We start from the raw sequence: 17,202 nt of genomic DNA on the forward strand, positions 1-17,202 counted from the left end.
GATGTCCCGTAACCCGTCCCGAAACATCCCCCTCCGGACTGGCTTTCGGGACACGTTTGTGAGACGGTCTCGTCATGACCACGAACACCCCGGCCGCACAGGTCGAACGTCACGCCTGCCCGAAGTGCGATGCCCCTGCTGGTAGCCCCTGCCGTACGACGACGGGCAAGGTAGCGGCGAACTACCACACGGGCCGCTTCGCCCTGGTGCCGTCACTCAAGGCGGAACTGACCGTGAAGACTCCGGCCGACCGCAACCCCGGCAAGGCATGGACGGCAGGCGCTCCCGTCACACAGGTGTCTGACGCGATACCGGGCGCAGCGATCCGGCTGGGCTACGCCCGTTGCTCAACCGTGGGACAGGAACTTCAGTCTCAGTTGGACATGCTTGCCCGTGCCGACTGCACCCGCGTGTTCTCGGAGAAGATCAGTACCCGTGTGAAGGAGCGGCCGGAGCTTGAGAAGGCGCTCACCCTGGCACGGGAGATCAAGGCAGCTGCGCCAAATCAGCCGGTCATCCTGACCGTGGTCGAGATGAAGCGTCTTGCCCGCAGCGCGTCAGAGCTGATGACGCTGTCTTCCACCCTTCAGGCGGACGGCATCCAACTGGAACTCCTGTCCGGCCCCCTTCAGGGTGTGTACGACCCGAACGGGGCAGGCGCGATCGTGTTCGCCGTGCTCGCCGTCAGTGCTGAGGTGGAGCGGGAAGGCATCCGGGAGAAGACGTTGGAAGGGTTGGAAGCTGCGGCCCGTAAGGGCAACGTCGGTGGGCGTCCGTCCGTCGTGGACGACGACAGGCTTGCCGTAGCCCGTGCCCGGTACGCCAAGGGAGAGAGCGTCACAGCCATCGCCAAGGCCCTGGGAATCGGTCGTGCCACGTTGTACCGGCACCTCGGAGAGAGCGCCTGAGACAGGCGCACACGGACGCAGACGGGCCCTCGGCATACGCCGGGGGCCGCTGTCATGTGCGGGCCTGCTGGGCGGGGCAGGGCAGGGCTGGAGCAGCACGGTTTGGCGAGCACGTCACAAGGGCGACCGAGTGGAAGACAGTGCCCTTCAGGTAGTGGCCGAGGGACACGTCTCCTCCCCACGTGAGCCGCTCGACTGCACCCTTCACCAGGAGAACCAACCTGGTCACTTCCCGATCCTCCTCAGACGCGAATCGGGGGGCGAACTCTGCGAGCTGAAGGCCGAGCCACTCACCGGCTTCCTTGGGTTCCTCCCACGTCCCTCGGATCATCGAGGGCGGTTTCATGAGCCAGTGCGCCGTCTGGATCGGGGGCACGTCGGTAGCCGGGAACACGGCCACGGCTTCTCGGTACCGGTCATGTACCTCCATCTCGCTGCTTGCGGTCGGGGCCTGTCCGGCCGGTCTGCGGACGCTCTCCCTGTCGAACGTCTTCTTCTCCCCCACCCATGCGTAACCGTGGTGGTGCACCGCTGCTCCGTTCCGAGGGATGACGACGGCCCCGCCCGTCGGCGTGAGGGCGGGGCCGTCAGTTCAGGTGGTGCCGTGGATCAGGCGGAGAGGTCGAAGCGGGCGGGGTCGATACCCGCCGCGTCCAGCTCGGCCGTGGTGAAGCGCAGCGGCTCAGCGCTCGGGCGCTTGCTGTCGCCCACGGCCCACGCGTCCGGCCCGATCTTCGCGAAGGTCACGCACGCCTCGCCGTCCGGGTGGGTACTGCCGCCGCACGCCTTCGAGAACTCGGCTCCCTCGATGGGGAGCCCGTACAGGTCGGTCATCGTTGTGCCCTTCCTGATCTGCTTCACAGCCGAGCGAGTGCCGGCTGCACCCCGCCCGTGATGGGCGGGAGTCGATGGGTACTTCGGTTTCCCGGGGCCCGAAGCGGTTGCCCTCACCGCCCAGGGCGGCACTCCAGTCAAGGAGCGGACCGGGCCGGAACCTGGGCACGTCAACCCAGACGAGACACGTCCTGCCTCTGCTCAACGGCTTGTCGATCGGGGGACTACCTGCCTCCCGCCGGGAGGGCAGCGGTGACAGGATTCTGTGGCGGTTCAGGAAGCCGAGGGCACCCGCAGCGCCTCTGCGATCTGCTCGACCGCATCAGCGCGGATCATCCCGAGGTGGACGTATGCCTGCCCGGTGTGCGTCACCACGGGCCGGACGCTGCTCCACGCGGACTCGGGAACGCCGAGCGCGGCGAGTGCCGCGCGTATGGACTCCGTCGCGTCTGTCGCCTGAGCCCTGGCATCTCTCCACGTCTGCATGTCCATCAGTGGCCGGTCCCGTGCATACGGAGCAGGATGTTGCAGTCGGCGACCGTGGTCCTGTCGTGCTCCATGCCCGCTGCCTTACGGAGCTGGCCGAGCCGCGCGCACTCGGGGCAGCCAGGTACCGGACGGGGCGGAGGGCGCTCCTCCCGGATCGGCAGTTCTACCGGTACTTCCTGCCATCGCGTGGGTTCTGTCTTCGTCACCGCCGCGCCCTCCCTGTCGCTTCCGAGGTCGATGAACAGACCGTAGGGAGCGGGGTCGTAAGGGGTCCACGCTGTTGCACGCGGTTGCACGGATTCACCCGAGGGCAGCGAGAGCCTTCGTGATCAGGGCGCGGGCTTCCGTGCCGCGCACGGCGGATCGGGACAGTTCGGAGAAGGCCCGGAGGTACGTACGGATCTCGCCGGGGGTGGTCAGGTTGATCTCTGCGGTGAGAGTCTCCACCGCCACCTGTCGGTCGTCGAAGGCGTAGAAGGCTTCGAGCGGCCAGACGGTACGGCGAGCCCGTGCGGGGATGATGCCGAGGGATACGTTCGGCTGCCCCATCACCGAGAGCACGTGTTCAAGCTGGGCCGCCATCGCGGCATCGTCGCTCACCCGGTAGTAGAGAACCGTCTCTTCGAGCACCAGGGCGAACCGATGGTCCCCTTCCCGGATCACGCGGGACCGTTGGGCCCGAGCCTTCACCGCGTCGGCCACGTCGTCCGGGGTCCCCTGGAACGCCGTGATGGACCGCAGAAGCCCTGTCGCGTAGCCGGGGGTCTGGAGCATCCCCGGCATGACGTTCGAGGCGTACACGCGAAAGGAGCGAGTCCGCTGGTACAGCGGGACAGTCTGCTCATGAACGCGCCGCATCCCGTCACGGTGGATCTGCCGCCACTCGACGTACATCGACTCTGCGTTTCGGGACGCAGCGATCAGATCAGCCGCGTGATCGTCCGCCCCGCAGGCAGCGCACCAGGAACGGATGTCTGCGTCCGAGGGCGGCGTCTTGCCCCGCGCGATCCGGAATGACTTCGACTTGTGCCAGCCGCACCGAGCGGCCAGCTCATGCCCTGTCAGGCCAGCGTCTTGCATGAGGCCCTGCAAGCGGGCAGCCACAGCGGCTCGCGCCGCTTGGGCGCTGGAGAGCGGAGAGGAAGGCATGAGCTGACCGGTCAGGAATCAGACGGCGTACTTCTCGTGCGGGATGGCTCGCTCCCACACTGCTTCGAACGCCGACACGCACAGCTCAACTGCGGCAGGCTCTTCCGTCTGGTCAGTGTGGACCCATCGGCCGACTCCATCGAAGACGTTGAACTGAACAAGACGGCCGTCGAACAACCAGAAGTCGTTACCCGGCAGGGCAAGGTCCGAGGCGTGGCGACGGGGCAGCCAACGGATCTGCTCCCCAGCAGCCACGTTCGTGAAGGTGCCCGAATGCTCGAAGGCGATGTAATCACTGACGGGCTCCGAGACGATGCGGGCACGTCGGATGACCACACCCTTGGCCGTGACCTCCTGAACCAGGTCGAGCCACGGACGCCACCACGAACCCCGGTCCTCCGGGTCGAGCCGGCGCCCTTGCTTCCACGCGGCGAAGCCTTCGATCTCGTTCTCAACGCCGTACGTGTCGCGCATCTCAAGATGCACGGCTGACTCCCGCACTGACCTGATGAGGTCAGAGAAGTCAGTCAGACTCTGCGACACGGAGCGCCTCCCTGAGAAGCGGGATCATCCGCTTCGGAACCCTGATCACCGACTCATGCCCGGGGATCGGCACATCCCGCGAGCTCTCGCCCGTGGTCCGCTCGTCTGCCGTCCACCCCTGGATCACAAGATCCTTCGACTCCTGGTCCACCCACACAGCGGGTGATCCGTGATCTCCGGACTCGGGATCTTTACCGACGAACCGTAAGGCCATGGCGTCCCTCCCTGTCGAGCGCGTTGCGCCTGGTTGCACGACCTTCACTCTGTCGGAACCTGCGGGTCAAGAGGGCGCGTTCACCCCGATCCGACCCGAAGCTGTCCATCGGCCCCACGCAGAAGGCGCCCGGACTCTTACGGCCCGGACGCCTCTGTTCAGCTACACCCACTCGACCGCCGAGACGATGCCCGGATCTTGCCGAGGAGCAGGGAGCGGCGTGCGCCGCACAGGGCGGGAAGCCTGCTCCCGCCCCCTCGTCCCGAGCTCCCGAAGGATCTCGGTACGCTCCGCCTCGCTCATGCCAGCGAGCGTGTCAGCCATCCTCTGGACGGCATCGCCGCTGGTCACGGCTACTTCTTGACCTCAAGCGGGAGCAGCTTCTTACCCGTCGGTCCTACTTGTGGCCATGTGTCGAACTGAGGACAGACGCCGCAGTCGAAGCACGGGGTCCAGCGGCAGTCGTCGACCTCGGTCTCGTCGAGGGCGTCCTGCCAGTCCTCCCAGAGCCACTCCTTGTCGAGGCCGGAGTCCAGGTGGTCCCAGGGCAGGACTTCCTCGTACGTGCGCTCGCGGGTCGTGTACCAGTCGACGTCCACGCCGTGCGCGGCGAGGGCCTTGTCGGCGCACTGCATCCAGCGGTCGTAGCTGAAGTGCTCGCGCCAGCCGTCGAAGCGGCCGCCGTCCTCGTACACGGCGCGGATGACGTCGCCGATGCGGCGGTCGCCGCGGGAGAGGAGGCCTTCGACGATGCCCGGCTTGCCGTCGTGGTAGCGGAAGCCGATGGAGCGGCCGTACTTCTTGTCGCCGCGGATCTTGTCGCGGAGCTTGGCCAGGCGGGCGTCGGTCTCCTCGGCCGAGAGCTGCGGCGCCCACTGGAACGGGGTGTGGGGCTTGGGCACGAAGCCGCCGATGGACACCGTGCAGCGGATGTCGTTCTGGCCGGAGACCTCGCGGCCCTTGGCGATGACGTTGACGGCCATGTCGCCGATCTGGAGGACGTCCTCGTCGGTCTCGGTCGGCAGGCCGCACATGAAGTACAGCTTCACCTGGCGCCAGCCGTTGCCATAGGCGGTGGCGACGGTGCGGATCAGGTCCTCTTCCGAGACCATCTTGTTGATGACCTTGCGCATGCGCTCGGAGCCGCCCTCGGGGGCGAAGGTCAGGCCGGAGCGGCGCCCGTTGCGGGTGAGCTCGTTGGCCAGGTCCACGTTGAACGCGTCGACGCGGGTCGACGGGAGGGACAGGCCGACCTTGTCCTCCGTGTAGCGGTCCGCGAGGCCCTTGGCGATGTCGGCGATCTCCGTGTGGTCCGCGGAGGACAGGGAGAGGAGGCCGACCTCCTCGAAGCCGGTCGCCTTCAGGCCGCGGTCGACCATCTCGCCGATGCCGGTGATGCTTCGCTCCCGCACGGGGCGCGTGATCATGCCGGCCTGGCAGAAACGGCAGCCGCGGGTGCAGCCGCGGAAGATCTCGACGGACATGCGCTCGTGGACGGTCTCGGCGAGCGGGACGAGCGGCTGCTTGGGGTACGGCCACTCGTCGAGGTCCATGACGGTGTGCTTGGAGACCCGCCACGGCACGCCCGACCGGTTCGGCACGACGCGCCCGATGCGGCCGTCCGGCAGGTACTCCACGTCGTAGAAGCCCGGCACGTAGACGCCGCCGGTCTTGGCGAGGCGCAGCAGCAGCTCCTCGCGGCCGCCGGGGCGGCCCTCGGCCTTCCAGGCGCGGATGATCTCGGTGATGTCGAGGACGGCCTGTTCGCCGTCGCCGATGACGGCGCAGTCGATGAATTCCGCGATCGGCTCGGGGTTGAAGGCCGCGTGGCCGCCGGCGAGGACGATCGGGTGGTCGACGGTGCGGTTGCGGGCCTCCAGCGGGATGCCCGCGAGGTCCAGCGCCGTGAGCATGTTGGTGTAGCCCAGCTCCGTGGAGAAGGACAGGCCGAACACGTCGAAGGCGCCGACCGGGCGGTGGCTGTCGACGGTGAACTGCGGCACCTTGTGCTCGCGCATGAGCTCTTCGAGGTCGGGCCACACGCTGTAGGTGCGCTCGGCCAGGACGCCCTCGCGCTCGTTCAGCACCTCGTAGAGGATCATGACGCCCTGGTTGGGCAGCCCGACCTCGTACGCGTCCGGGTACATGAGCGCCCAGCGGACGTCACAGGCGTCCCACGGCTTGACGGTGGAGTTGAGCTCTCCGCCGACGTACTGGATGGGCTTCTGCACATGCGGGAGCAGAGCTTCGAGCTGTGGGAAGACCGACTCGGACATCACGCGACTTTCGTGAAGCGGGCAGGGGGGCGACTCTCAAGCGTAACCCGATGCGTCGCCGGTGCCGGACGTCGTGATCTTGGTCTAGGGGGCGAGGGCCTCCCGGAGGGCGGGGTCGGAGGCCTGGTCCCAGATTTCCGGAAGCTCCCGTTCGCGTGAGGCGGCGAGGGCTTCCTCGCGGGCGTAGAGCACGCCCCAGCTGAAGGCGGACTCGCCCGCCGCGGCCGCCTGCTCGGCGAGGCCGCGCAGTGCATCGCGGGCGACGACGCTGTCCTGGTGGTCGCCGAGCAGGGTCTGGACGGACTTCATGGCCTTGGCCTGGCGGTCGGCGGGCTTGCCGAGGGCGGGTTCGGCGGCCTCGGCGGCGTACCGGGCGCGCTTGGCGGCCTTGCGGGCGTCGTGGAGGGCGTGGTCGCGTTCCTCGCCGGGGTCCAGGGAGAGGGCGTGCTCGATCCGGCCGGAGAGCCGCTCGTAGTCGCGGAGCACCGCCTTGGGCAGGGGCTTCCCGGCGGGCTTGGCGGCGGCCGGCAGCAGCGGGGGGGCGGCGAGCAGGGCGTCGAGGGCGTCGAGCAGGGCCAGGTGGCGCGGGGAGTCGAGGTAGGCGAGGGCGCGGCGGCGGGAGGCGGCGCGGCGGCCGTTGTTCCAGGTGCGCAGGCGGCCGCGGACGGGGCCGTGGCGCAGGGTGCGCGGGAGGCCTTCGAGGCCGTCCTGGAAGCGCTCGTGGAGGACTTCCTGGTCGCGGTCGACGCCGAGTTCCTGGCCGAGGTGGCGCAGCTCCTCGCCGATGGGGTCGGTGACCTCGCGGTCGAGGATCTTGCGGTAGGTCTTGAAGGCGCTGCGCATGCGGCGGGAGGCGATGCGCATCTGGTGGACGGAGTCGGGCAGGTTGCGGCGTACGGCGGGGTCCTGGGCGACGATGGCGTCGCGCTGTTCGCGCAGGTAGGCGAGGACGTACGCGCCCGCAGTGCCCTCGGCGGGGCCGATTTCGGGGCGGGGGGCGGGTTCGGTGCCGGTCTCGGCGAGGGCCCGGGCGAGTTTGGAGGGGGCGTCGCTGACGCGGATCCCGGCCTTGCGGAACTTCTTCTCGACGGCGTCGAGGAGGGCGGGGTCGACGCCGTCGGCGAGTTCCACCTCGACTTCGGTCCAGGTGGCGACGGCTCCGGTGACGGCTCCGGCGGCAGCCTCGGCCGCTTCTGCGGTGTCCCCCGCCGCCCCCGCGCCGGCGGGCTCGGCCTCGGCGCGGACGCTGTCGGTGGAGAGCTCGGCGAGCAGGGCGCCGTCGGCGTCGAGGAGGTGGCTGACCCGTCGCGAGGAGAGCAGGCGGACCTGCGGCCTGAGGCCGCTGTCGCGGACGCGGGAGCGGACGAGGGCGGCGAGCGGGCGGGGGACGGTGTCGCCGAGCGGGGCGGCGACCTCGTCGCGGACGCCCGGGGAGACGGGCAGTTTGAGGTGCCAGCCGGCGTCGGAGCCGCCGGTCCGGCGCCTGAGGGTGAGTCCGTCGGCGGCGAGCCGCTGGTCGGGGGTGTCGTAGTAGACGGCGTCGAGGTCGACGGTGCCCCGGTCGGCGACCTCGGCGATCCCGGCCGTGCCGGTCAGGTCGGGGACGCCGCGCCGGGCCGCCTTGCTCGTCTCGAACTCGAACTTGCGCTCAATCTCCCGCTTTGTATCCGCCATGCATCGAACTTAATCCTGAACGGATCACGACGGGAGGGTGAACGGCTGCCGGACCGCCGATCGGCTGCGAAACGGCCGAAGACCGCCGCCGTCAGGCCGACAACGGCCGCTGCACCTTGATGGACTGCAGGAGCCCGATGGCCACCCACACGGCGAACATCGACGAGCCTCCGTAGGACACGAAGGGCAGCGGCAGACCCGCCACCGGCATGATCCCGAGGTTCATTCCGATGTTCTCGAAGGACTGGAAGGCGAACCAGGCGATGATCCCGGCGCAGACGATCGTCCCGTACAGCTCGGTGGTCTCGCGGGCGATCACGCAAGCCCGCCACAGGATGACGCCGAGCAGCAGCAGGAGCAGCCCGCCTCCGACGAATCCGAGCTCTTCCCCGGCGACCGTGAACACGAAGTCGGTCTGCTGTTCGGGGACGAACTGGCCGGTGGTCTGGGAGCCCTTGAACAGCCCGGCGCCGGTCAGGCCGCCGGAGCCGATCGCGATGCGCGCCTGGTTGGTGTTGTAGCCGACGCCGGCGGGGTCGAGGTCGGGGTTGGCGAAGGCGGCGAAGCGGTTGATCTGGTACTCGTCGAGGATGCCGAGCTGCCAGACCAGGACGGCGCCGGCGACGCCGGAGCCGAGCAGGCCGAGCACCCAGCGGTTGGAGGCGCCGGAGGCGAGCAGCACGCCGAGCACGATGACGACCATGACCATGACGGAGCCCAGGTCGGGCATCAGCATGATGATGCCCATCGGGGCGGCGGCGAGGCAGAGCGCCTTCACCACGGTGCGGTGGTCGGGATGGGAGAGGTCGCCGGCGTCCACCCGGGCGGCCAGCAGCATCGCCATGACCAGGATGATCGTGATCTTCACGAACTCGGAGGGCTGGAGCGAGAAGCCGCCGCCGATGACGATCCACGCGTGGGCGCCGTTGATGGTGGCGCCGAGCGGGGTGAGCACGGCGATGATCAGCACGAGGGAGATCCCGTACAGGATCGGCACGGCGCCGCGCAGGGTCCGGTGGCCGAGCCAGATCGTGCCGATCATCAGCACCAGTCCGATGCCGGTGTTCATGGCGTGCCGGACGAGGAAGTAGTACGGGTCGCCCTGGTTCAGCTGGGTGCGGTTCCGCGTCGCGGACCACACCAGCAGGCTGCCCAGGAGGGACAGGGCGAGCGCGGAGAGGATGATCGGCCAGTCGAGGCGGCGCAGCACGGAGTCGCGCGAGGTCAGTTTGGCCATCGCGCCGCGCTCGGGTGCGTAGCGGGATACGGAGAACTTGTTGGCGGTCTGCATGGTCGCTTTTCGGCTCAGTCGTGCCACGACGGGGGCTGGGCGGGGGGTCCGGCGAGCGCGGGCGGCGCCAGTTCCTCCGGGGACGGGGGCACGTACGGCTTGATCTCGGGTGCTGCGATGGAGCCGTCGGGCTGGACGGTGGGCAGTGCGGACTCGGGCCGGGGCAGCAGGGCCCTGGCGGGGTCGTGGTTGCCGGCCATGTCGTATCCGTACATGGCGTTGTAGATGTTGCGCACGGCGGGTCCGGAGGCGCCGGATCCGGTCCCGGCCTGGGAGATCGTCATCACGATCACGAAGTCGTCGGTGTAGGTCGCCAGCCACGAGGTGGTCTGCTTGCCGTAGACCTGGGCGGTGCCGGTCTTGGCCCGCATCGGGATCTCGTCCTGCGGCCAGCCGATGAACCGCCAGGCTGCGGTGCCTCCGGGCTCGACGACCATGCGCAGGCCCTTGTCGAGGTTCTGGATGGTCTTGGCGTCGACCGGCAGCCTGCCGTGGGGCGTGGGCTTGATGACGTCGGCCCGCTTGCCGTCGGGGCTGATCACGGCCTTGCCGACGGTGGGGTCGAAGAGGGTGCCGCCGTTGCTGATGGCGGCGTAGGCGGTGGCCATCTGGATGGGGGTGACGAGGACGTCGCCCTGGCCGATGGCGAAGTTGATGCTGTCGAAGGCCTTGAGCTGGTTGCCTTCGAGGCAGCTCTCGTAGGCGATCTGCTCGACGTAGGTGCCGCCCTTCTTGCCCTGCTTGCACCAGGCGTCCTTGTTGGCCGTCCAGAAGTTCTTCTTCCACCGGCGGTCGGGGATGCGGCCGGTGACCTCGTTGGGCAGGTCGATGCCGGTCTCGGAGCCGAGTCCGAACTCGCGGGCGGTCCGGTAGAACCAGTCGTGGGCGTCCTTCTTGGGCTTGAGGCCGCCGTCGCGCTGCCATTCCTTGTGGCCGAGGGCGTAGAAAACGGTGTTGCAGGAGAACTTGAGGGCTTCGCCGAGGCTGATGGGGCCGTGCCCCTTGGACTCGAAGTTCGCGAAGCTCCGGCCGCCGAGGCTGTAGGAGCTGCTGCAGTTGTACTTGCTGTCGAAGGGGTAGCCGGCGCGGACGGCCGCGCTCGCGGAGACCACCTTGAAGATGGAGCCTGCCGGGGCCTGGCCCTGGATGGCCCGGTTGAGCAGCGGGTAGTTGGAGCTCTTGCTGGTGAGCGCGGCGTAGTCCGTGCCGGAGATGCCGCCGACCCAGGCGTTGGGGTCGTAGTCGGGCTGGGAGGCCATGGCGACGACGCGGCCGGTCTTGGCCTCCATGACGACGACGGCGCCGGAGTCGGCCTCGTACTTGCGGCCGGTGATCTTGTCGGTCTCGTGGCGGACGGTCTTCATCGCCTGCTGGAGCTCGTACTCGGCCACGGCCTGGACGCGGGCGTCGATGCTGGTGACGAGGGTGGACCCGGGCACGCCCGGGTCGGACTTGGTCTGGCCCATGACCCGGCCGAGGTTGTCGACCTCGTAGGAGGTGACGGTCGCCTTGCCGCGCAGCTGCTTGTCGTACGTGCGCTCGATGCCGGAGCGGCCGACCTGGTCGGAGCGCAGGTGGGGCGAGTCGGTGTCCTTCGCCTTCTGGATCTCGTCGTCGGTGACCGGCGAGAGGTAGCCGAGCGCCTGGGCGGTGCGGGCGCCGCCGGGTGCCGGGTAGCGGCGTACGGCAGTCGGCTCGGCGGTGATGCCGGGGAATTCCTCGGGGCGTTCGCGGATCTGGAGGGCCTGCTGGGTGGTGGCCTCGGAGGTGACCGGGATGGGCTGGTAGGGGGAGCCGTTCCAGCAGGGCTTGGGGGTCTGGGAGTCGCAGATGCGGACCTTCTCCACGACCTCCCGGGGGGACATGTCCAGGACGGCGGAGAGCCGGGTCAGGACGTCCTTGCCCTTGTCCTTCATCTTCATCAGCGCGGTACGGCTGGCGGACACGACGAGGCGGGTCTCGTTGTCCGCGAGGGCGACGCCGCGGGCGTCGAGGATGGGGCCGCGGACGGCGGGCTGGACGACCCGCTGGACGTGGTTGTTCTTCGCCTCGTCGTAGTACTCGCCGCCGTTGCGGATCTGGAGGTACCACAGGCGCCCGCCGAGCGTGCAGAACATGGAGAAGATGAGGACCTGGATGATGACGAGCCGGATCTGCACCCGGGGAATCCGGCCGGTCGCGGGGGTGTTGGTCACGGTCCCTGCCCCTTCACAGCTTCTTGACGCTCTTCACGCTCTTGACGCCCTTCACCCCCCTTATCCGTCCGGCGCGGTTGGCCCGGTTGCGGGCCGTCATCAGGCGCAGGCCGCCGCGCTGGCTGCCGATGCGCAGACCGGTGCCGCCGGCGAGCCAGCCGGAGGAGACGTCGGTGGCGGCGGCCTGGCCGCCGCCCGCGTCGACGGCCATCGGGTCGCTCTCGGCGCGCCGGGCGAGGGCCATGACGAACGGGACGGCGAACGGCGCGAGCAGCAGGTCGTAGAGGGTGGCGGTGAACAGCAGCCCCGTCAGGCCCACGTGGCGGGCGGCGGTGTCCCCGACGAGGGCGCCCACGCCGGCGTACAGCAGGGTGGAGCCGATCGCGGCGGCGACGACGGTGAGCAGCGGGCCCCAGGCGGAGCGGAACCGCCCGGAGTCGGGGCGGACGAGGCCGGCGGCGTAGCCGATGACGCACAGGACGAGCGCGTACCGCCCGGCGGCGTGGTCGGCGGGCGGGGCCAGGTCGGCGAGGAGGCCCGCGGCGAAGCCGATGAGGGCGCCGCCGACGTGCCCGTAGACGAGGGCGAGGGCGACGACGGTCAGCAGGACCAGGTCGGGGACGGCGCCGGGCAGTTGCAGTCGGCCGAGGACGCTGACCTGGACGACGAGGGCGACCAGGACGAGCGTGGAGGCGAGCAGGATCCGGTTGAAGCGCATGGCGGTCTGCTCCTACTCGTCGGCCGGACCGGCGGACGCGGACGGGGACGGGGTCGCCGTGACGGTGACCGTCGGCGTGGGCACGGCCTGGGGCTTGGGCGGCAGGACGGCGTCGCGGGGGTCCTCACGCGGGGGCATGACGACGACGCCGACGATGTCCAGGCGGGAGAACCCGACGAAGGGGCGGACCCAGACGGTGCGGGTCAGGTCGCCGCGCGCGGGGTCGACCTTGACGACCTCGCCGAGGGGGACGCCGGGCACGAAGGGCTTGTTGCCGCGGGAGCCGAAGGTGACGAGCCGGTCTCCGGGGCTGATCTTGGCCTTGCCGTTGAGCATCTGGACGGACAGGGCGCGGTCGCCCTGCCCGGTGGCGAAGCCGAGCTCGCCGGTCTTCTCCAGGCGGGTGCCGACGGTGAAGTCGGGGTCGTTGGCGAGGACGACGGTGGCGGTGTCGGGGCCGACGGTGGCGACGCGGCCGACGAGGCCGTCGCCGTTGATGACGGTCATGTCGCGTTCGATGCCGTCCTTGCTGCCGGCGTCGATGGTGACGGTCCAGGAGAAGCCCTGGGCCGCTCCTATGGCGATGACCTCGGCGCCCTTGATGCCGTACTGTCCGGCGCCGGCCCGCTTGAGCATCTCGTCGAGCTCGCGGATCCGGCTGCGGGTCTGGTCCTCGCTGCCGAGCTTGGCCTTCAGGGCGGCGTTCTCGCGCTCCAGCACGGCGATGCGGCTGTGTCGTTCGCCGGAGTCGCGTACCGCTCCTATGGCGTTGGCGACCGGATCGACGGCCGTCGCGACGCCCTTCTCGACCGGTCCGAAGACCGCCGCGGCGGCCTGGCGGGCGCCGTCGACCGGGGACTCCTCTCCTGCCCTGATGTCCACCGTGATCAGTGCGAACGCGATGGCGATCAGGAGCACCAGGAGCAGCCGGCTTTCTCGTGTGTCCCTCACGTGCGGCGGCCGTGCCTTCCTTTGTAGATAGCCGAGCGGCTGAACGGCTCCGGTGGAGCCGGGGCTTGCACCGGACTGTTGCCTGTATATCAACGATCCGCCGCACGGGCGCGGCAGCACCCGTACGGCGGATCCTTGTGTTCCGCTTGTCCCCGGGCGGCCCCGGGGAGCCGGTCAGCGCCGGGGCTGGGCGTCCAGGACCTGCTGGAGCGCCTCGAACTCCTCCACGCACTTGCCGGAGCCCAGGGCGACGGAGTCCAGCGGGTCCTCGGCGATGTGGATCGGCATGCCGGTCTCGCGGCGCAGCCGCTCGTCGAGGCCGCGCAGCAGCGCGCCGCCGCCGGTCAGGACGATGCCGCGGTCCATGATGTCGCCGGAGAGCTCCGGCGGGCACTTGTCGAGGGTGGTCTTCACCGCGTCCACGATGGCGTTGACCGGCTCCTCGATGGCCTTGCGGACCTCGGCGGCGGAGATGACCACCGTCTTGGGCAGCCCGGAGACCAGGTCGCGGCCGCGGATCTCGGTGTGCTCGTCCTGGTCGAGGTCGTACGCCGACCCGATCGTGATCTTGATCTGCTCGGCGGTCCGCTCACCGAGGAGGAGGCTGTACTCCTTCTTGATGTGCTGGATGATCGCGTTGTCGAGCTCGTCGCCGGCCACCCGGATGGACTGCGCCGTGACGATTCCGCCGAGGGAGATGACCGCGACCTCGGTGGTGCCGCCGCCGATGTCCACGACCATGTTGCCGGTGGCCTCGTGCACGGGAAGGCCCGAGCCGATGGCCGCGGCCATGGGCTCCTCGATGATGTGCACCTGACGGGCGCCGGCCTGCGTGGACGCCTCGATGACGGCGCGGCGCTCCACCCCGGTGATACCGGAGGGGACGCAGACCACGACGCGCGGGCGGGCCAGGTAGCGGCGCTTGTGGATCTTGAGGATGAAGTACCGGAGCATACGCTCGGTGATCTCGAAGTCGGCGATGACGCCGTCCTTGAGGGGCCTGACGGCGACGATGTTGCCGGGCGTGCGCCCGATCATCTTCTTCGCCTCGGAGCCGACCGCCAGAATGCCACCGGTGTTCGTGTTGATGGCGACCACGGACGGCTCGTTCAGGACGATCCCCCGGCCCCTCACGTACACCAGCGTGTTGGCGGTCCCGAGGTCGATCGCCATGTCACGGCCGATGAACGACATGTTGTTCCCCTTGTTCCCCATGAGGAGCGTCTGGCCTTCCAGTTGATAGCGGCTGCTGTCAGGTCGGCGAGGTGGGTGTGTGGGTGGAGGCCCCATCGTAGTGCCGAGGGTACGGACATCGCGCGACGGGACTCCGGCAATCCCGCCGGAACGGATACCCGCCCCCTTAGTGGTGACGTCGTGTCCTGCACATGCGTTCCCGCACGGGCCCGGCCATACCGAAGGGCGACCGAAATTACTTCGGTCGCCCCAGGTCGTGAGCGCTATTCGGCTGATGTCGGGTCAGGACGCGTCCGTCAGGGGGACCCGTCGGAGAACCCGTCAGAGGGAGGGGAAGAACAGCTTCAGCTCGCGCTCCGCGGACTCCTCCGAGTCCGAGGCGTGGATCAGGTTCTCGCGGGTGATCGTGCCGAAGTCGCCCCGGATGGAGCCCGGCGCGGCGGCGATCGGGTCGGTCGGGCCGGCCAGCTGGCGCACGCCCTCGATCGCGCGCTCGCCCTCGACCACGAGGACGACGACCGGGCCGCTCGCCATGAAGCCCATCAGCGGCTCGTAGAAGACCTTGCCCTTGTGCTCGCCGTAGTGCGTCTCCAGGGTGTCCTGGTCGAGGGTGCGCAGCTCCATGGCCGGGATGGTCCAGCCGGCCTTCCGCTCGATACGGCCGATGATCTCGCCGACCAGGCCGCGGCGGACAGCGTCCGGCTTGAGGATGACGAGCGTGCGCTGGGACATGTTGCTGCTCCTTGCGGCAAACGGGTGCGGTGGTACGAGGCTACAGCCAGCCGGCGGGCGTGCTGCGCGGAGCCCCGGGCCCGCCCGGGCCGGGGGCTCCGCGGCCGGCGGCTATGCCTGGGCTTCGCTCTGTGCGGCCCAGCGGGCCTTGGCGGCGTCGATCTTGCGGCCGTAGTGGACCGAGCACCACCACAGGCCGGCGAACACGGCCCCGAGGAAGAACATCATCGGCACCACGAACCCGCTCGCGATCAGGCCGATCTGCAGGGCCCAGCCGATCTGCACCGCGCCCGGCCGGGAGAGCATCCCGCACAGCAGCACCGACAGCAGCATGGCGATCCCGCAGACCGTCCAGACCTCGGCCTGGGTCAGGTCCGGGTCCTTCATGGCCACCAGCCCGGCGAAACCGATGACGAAGAACTCGCCGATCAGCGTCGAGGCACACAGGGTGCGCATCCTCAGCCCCTCTTCAGCAGCAGGCGGGCCTCGCCCACCGTGATCACGGAGCCGGTCACCAGGACGCCAGCCCCTCCGTACTCGGCCTCTTCCTCCGCCAGCGTGATCGCCGCCTCCAGGGCGTCGTCCAGCCGCGGCTCCACCTGCACCCGCTCCGCGCCGAAGACCTCGACCGCGATGGCGGCCAGCCCGTCCGCGGACATCGCCCGGTGGCTGGTGTTCTGCGTGACCACGACCTCCGCGAAGATCGGCTCGAAGGCCTCCAGGACCCCCCGCACGTCCTTGTCGTCGCTCACGCCCACGACGCCGACGAGCCGGCTGAAGCCGAACGCCTCGGTCACCGCCTCCGCCGTGACCTGCGCGCCCGCCGGGTTGTGCGCCGCGTCCAGGATCACCGTGGGGCTGCGGCGGACGACCTCCATCCGGCCCGGCGAGGTCACCGAGGCGAAGGCCCGCCGCACGGTGTCCACGTCCAGCTCCCGGGCCTGCTGCGCGCCGACCCCGAAGAAGGCCTCCACCGCGGCCAGCGCGACCGCCGCATTGTGCGCCATGTGGGCGCCGTACAGCGGGAGGAAGATCCCCTCGTACTCGCCGCCCACGCCGCGCAGCGTCAGCATCTGCCCGCCGACCGCGACCTCGCGCGAGACGACGCCGAACTCCATGCCCTCGCGGGCCACGGTCGCGTCCACCTCGACGGCCTTCTTCAGCAGCACCTGCGCCGCGTCCACGGGCTGCTGCGCCAGGATCACGGTGGCGTCCTGCTTGATGATGCCGCCCTTCTCCTGGGCGATCTCGGCGGGAGTGGAGCCGAGCCGGTCGGTGTGGTCCAGGCTGATCGGGGTGACCACCGCGACCGCGGCGTCGATCACGTTGGTCGCGTCCCAGCTGCCGCCCATGCCGACCTCGACGACGGCCACGTCCACGGGCGCGTCCGCGAACGCCGCGTACGCCATCCCGGTGAGGACCTCGAAGAAGGACAGCCGGTAGTCCTGGGAGGCGTCGACCATCTCCACGTACGGCTTGACGTCCCGGTACGTGTCGACGAACCGCTCCGCGGTGATCGGCGCCCCGTCCAGGCTGATGCGCTCGGTGATCGACTGCACGTGCGGGCTGGTGTACCGGCCGGTGCGCAGCTCGAAGGCGTTCAGCAGGGCCTCGATCATGCGGGCCGTGCTGGTCTTGCCGTTGGTGCCGGTGACGTGGATGGAGGGGTACGCGCGCTGCGGCTCGCCCAGGACGTCCATCAGCGCGGCGATCCGGCTGACGGAGGGCTCCAGCTTGGTCTCGCCCCAGCGGGTGGACAGCTCCTGCTCCACCTCCCGCAGCGCCTGCGCCACCTCGGGGTCGAGGGGCGCCTCGGGAACCGGGTCGCCCTGGGGCGGCCCGGCCTGGGCGCGCAGGGTCCGGCTCCCGGCCTCGATCACCGCCAGGTCGGGGTCGCGGTCGGCTTCCTCCGCCACGATGCTGTCGAACATGTCGAGGGTGTCGTCGCGGTCGTCGGGGCCGTGGCTCTCGGGCTGCTGCTCACTCACAGGGCCAGTCTACGGACGGGCGCCGGGAGGGCTGCGCGGCCCTCGG

16 protein-coding genes are annotated in these 17,202 nt (G+C 69.8%); 1 reads left to right on the top strand and 15 read right to left on the bottom strand.

The features are described 5' to 3' along the window. The first annotated feature begins 74 nt into the window (after positions 1-74). On the top strand, positions 75-908 hold the full coding sequence (locus tag ACIQUT_RS07615; RefSeq protein ID WP_403560434.1) for a recombinase family protein: 834 nt from the start codon (positions 75-77) through the stop codon (positions 906-908). A 52-nt stretch (positions 909-960) separates the two neighbouring features. On the opposite strand, the gene ACIQUT_RS07620 is transcribed toward ACIQUT_RS07615, so the two are convergent. The 15 genes from ACIQUT_RS07620 to ACIQUT_RS07690 all read right to left on the bottom strand — a co-directional run bounded on the left by ACIQUT_RS07620 (position 961) and on the right by ACIQUT_RS07690 (position 17,099). After that, positions 961-1,437: a hypothetical protein gene (locus ACIQUT_RS07620; RefSeq protein ID WP_403560436.1), complete on the bottom strand. Its 477-nt coding sequence runs from the start codon at positions 1,435-1,437 to the stop codon at positions 961-963. Positions 1,438-1,517: 80 nt separating this feature from the next. Then, positions 1,518-1,742 carry a DUF397 domain-containing protein gene (locus tag ACIQUT_RS07625; RefSeq protein ID WP_403560438.1) on the bottom strand — a complete coding sequence of 75 codons (225 nt, stop codon included), beginning with the start codon at positions 1,740-1,742 and terminating at the stop codon, positions 1,518-1,520. A 273-nt stretch (positions 1,743-2,015) separates the two neighbouring features. Next, positions 2,016-2,228, bottom strand: coding sequence for a hypothetical protein (locus tag ACIQUT_RS07630; RefSeq protein WP_403560439.1), 213 nt, complete (start codon positions 2,226-2,228; stop codon positions 2,016-2,018). A 303-nt stretch (positions 2,229-2,531) separates the two neighbouring features. Continuing rightward, on the bottom strand, positions 2,532-3,380 hold the full coding sequence (locus ACIQUT_RS07635; RefSeq protein WP_403560441.1) for a helix-turn-helix domain-containing protein: 849 nt from the start codon (positions 3,378-3,380) through the stop codon (positions 2,532-2,534). An 18-nt stretch (positions 3,381-3,398) separates the two neighbouring features. Beyond that, positions 3,399-3,923: a DUF6879 family protein gene (locus tag ACIQUT_RS07640; protein WP_403560443.1), complete on the bottom strand. Its 525-nt coding sequence runs from the start codon at positions 3,921-3,923 to the stop codon at positions 3,399-3,401. 567 nt (positions 3,924-4,490) lie between these two features. Further along, a complete protein-coding gene (locus tag ACIQUT_RS07645) occupies positions 4,491-6,416 on the bottom strand; it encodes a TIGR03960 family B12-binding radical SAM protein (protein WP_403560445.1) in 1,926 nt (641 codons plus the stop codon). A gap of 81 nt (positions 6,417-6,497) precedes the next feature. Further along, a complete protein-coding gene (locus ACIQUT_RS07650; protein WP_403560447.1) occupies positions 6,498-8,087 on the bottom strand; it encodes a CHAD domain-containing protein in 1,590 nt (529 codons plus the stop codon). A gap of 91 nt (positions 8,088-8,178) precedes the next feature. After that, positions 8,179-9,378 carry a rod shape-determining protein RodA gene (rodA, locus tag ACIQUT_RS07655; protein ID WP_403560449.1) on the bottom strand — a complete coding sequence of 400 codons (1,200 nt, stop codon included), beginning with the start codon at positions 9,376-9,378 and terminating at the stop codon, positions 8,179-8,181. A gap of 14 nt (positions 9,379-9,392) precedes the next feature. Next, the gene (mrdA, locus tag ACIQUT_RS07660; RefSeq protein ID WP_403560451.1) at positions 9,393-11,573 is read right to left on the bottom strand and encodes a penicillin-binding protein 2; all 2,181 of its coding nucleotides are present in this window, start codon (positions 11,571-11,573) and stop codon (positions 9,393-9,395) included. A 13-nt stretch (positions 11,574-11,586) separates the two neighbouring features. Continuing rightward, positions 11,587-12,291, bottom strand: coding sequence for a rod shape-determining protein MreD (gene mreD, locus ACIQUT_RS07665; protein WP_403560453.1), 705 nt, complete (start codon positions 12,289-12,291; stop codon positions 11,587-11,589). A 12-nt stretch (positions 12,292-12,303) separates the two neighbouring features. Continuing rightward, positions 12,304-13,242 carry a rod shape-determining protein MreC gene (mreC, locus tag ACIQUT_RS07670; protein ID WP_403560455.1) on the bottom strand — a complete coding sequence of 313 codons (939 nt, stop codon included), beginning with the start codon at positions 13,240-13,242 and terminating at the stop codon, positions 12,304-12,306. Positions 13,243-13,416: 174 nt separating this feature from the next. Continuing rightward, positions 13,417-14,436 (bottom strand): rod shape-determining protein, encoded by a 1,020-nt coding sequence (locus ACIQUT_RS07675; RefSeq protein WP_360622546.1) that lies wholly within the window; start codon positions 14,434-14,436, stop codon positions 13,417-13,419. A 321-nt stretch (positions 14,437-14,757) separates the two neighbouring features. Beyond that, on the bottom strand, positions 14,758-15,168 hold the full coding sequence (ndk, locus tag ACIQUT_RS07680; protein ID WP_403560457.1) for a nucleoside-diphosphate kinase: 411 nt from the start codon (positions 15,166-15,168) through the stop codon (positions 14,758-14,760). Positions 15,169-15,279: 111 nt separating this feature from the next. Then, positions 15,280-15,624: a DUF4233 domain-containing protein gene (locus tag ACIQUT_RS07685; protein ID WP_403560459.1), complete on the bottom strand. Its 345-nt coding sequence runs from the start codon at positions 15,622-15,624 to the stop codon at positions 15,280-15,282. A 2-nt stretch (positions 15,625-15,626) separates the two neighbouring features. Next, on the bottom strand, positions 15,627-17,099 hold the full coding sequence (locus tag ACIQUT_RS07690; RefSeq protein WP_403560640.1) for a bifunctional folylpolyglutamate synthase/dihydrofolate synthase: 1,473 nt from the start codon (positions 17,097-17,099) through the stop codon (positions 15,627-15,629). Positions 17,100-17,202 lie beyond the last annotated feature (103 nt).

It is taken from the genome of Streptomyces sp. NPDC090445, from assembly GCF_044769385.1.
In the GTDB taxonomy this organism is placed as follows: domain Bacteria; phylum Actinomycetota; class Actinomycetes; order Streptomycetales; family Streptomycetaceae; genus Streptomyces.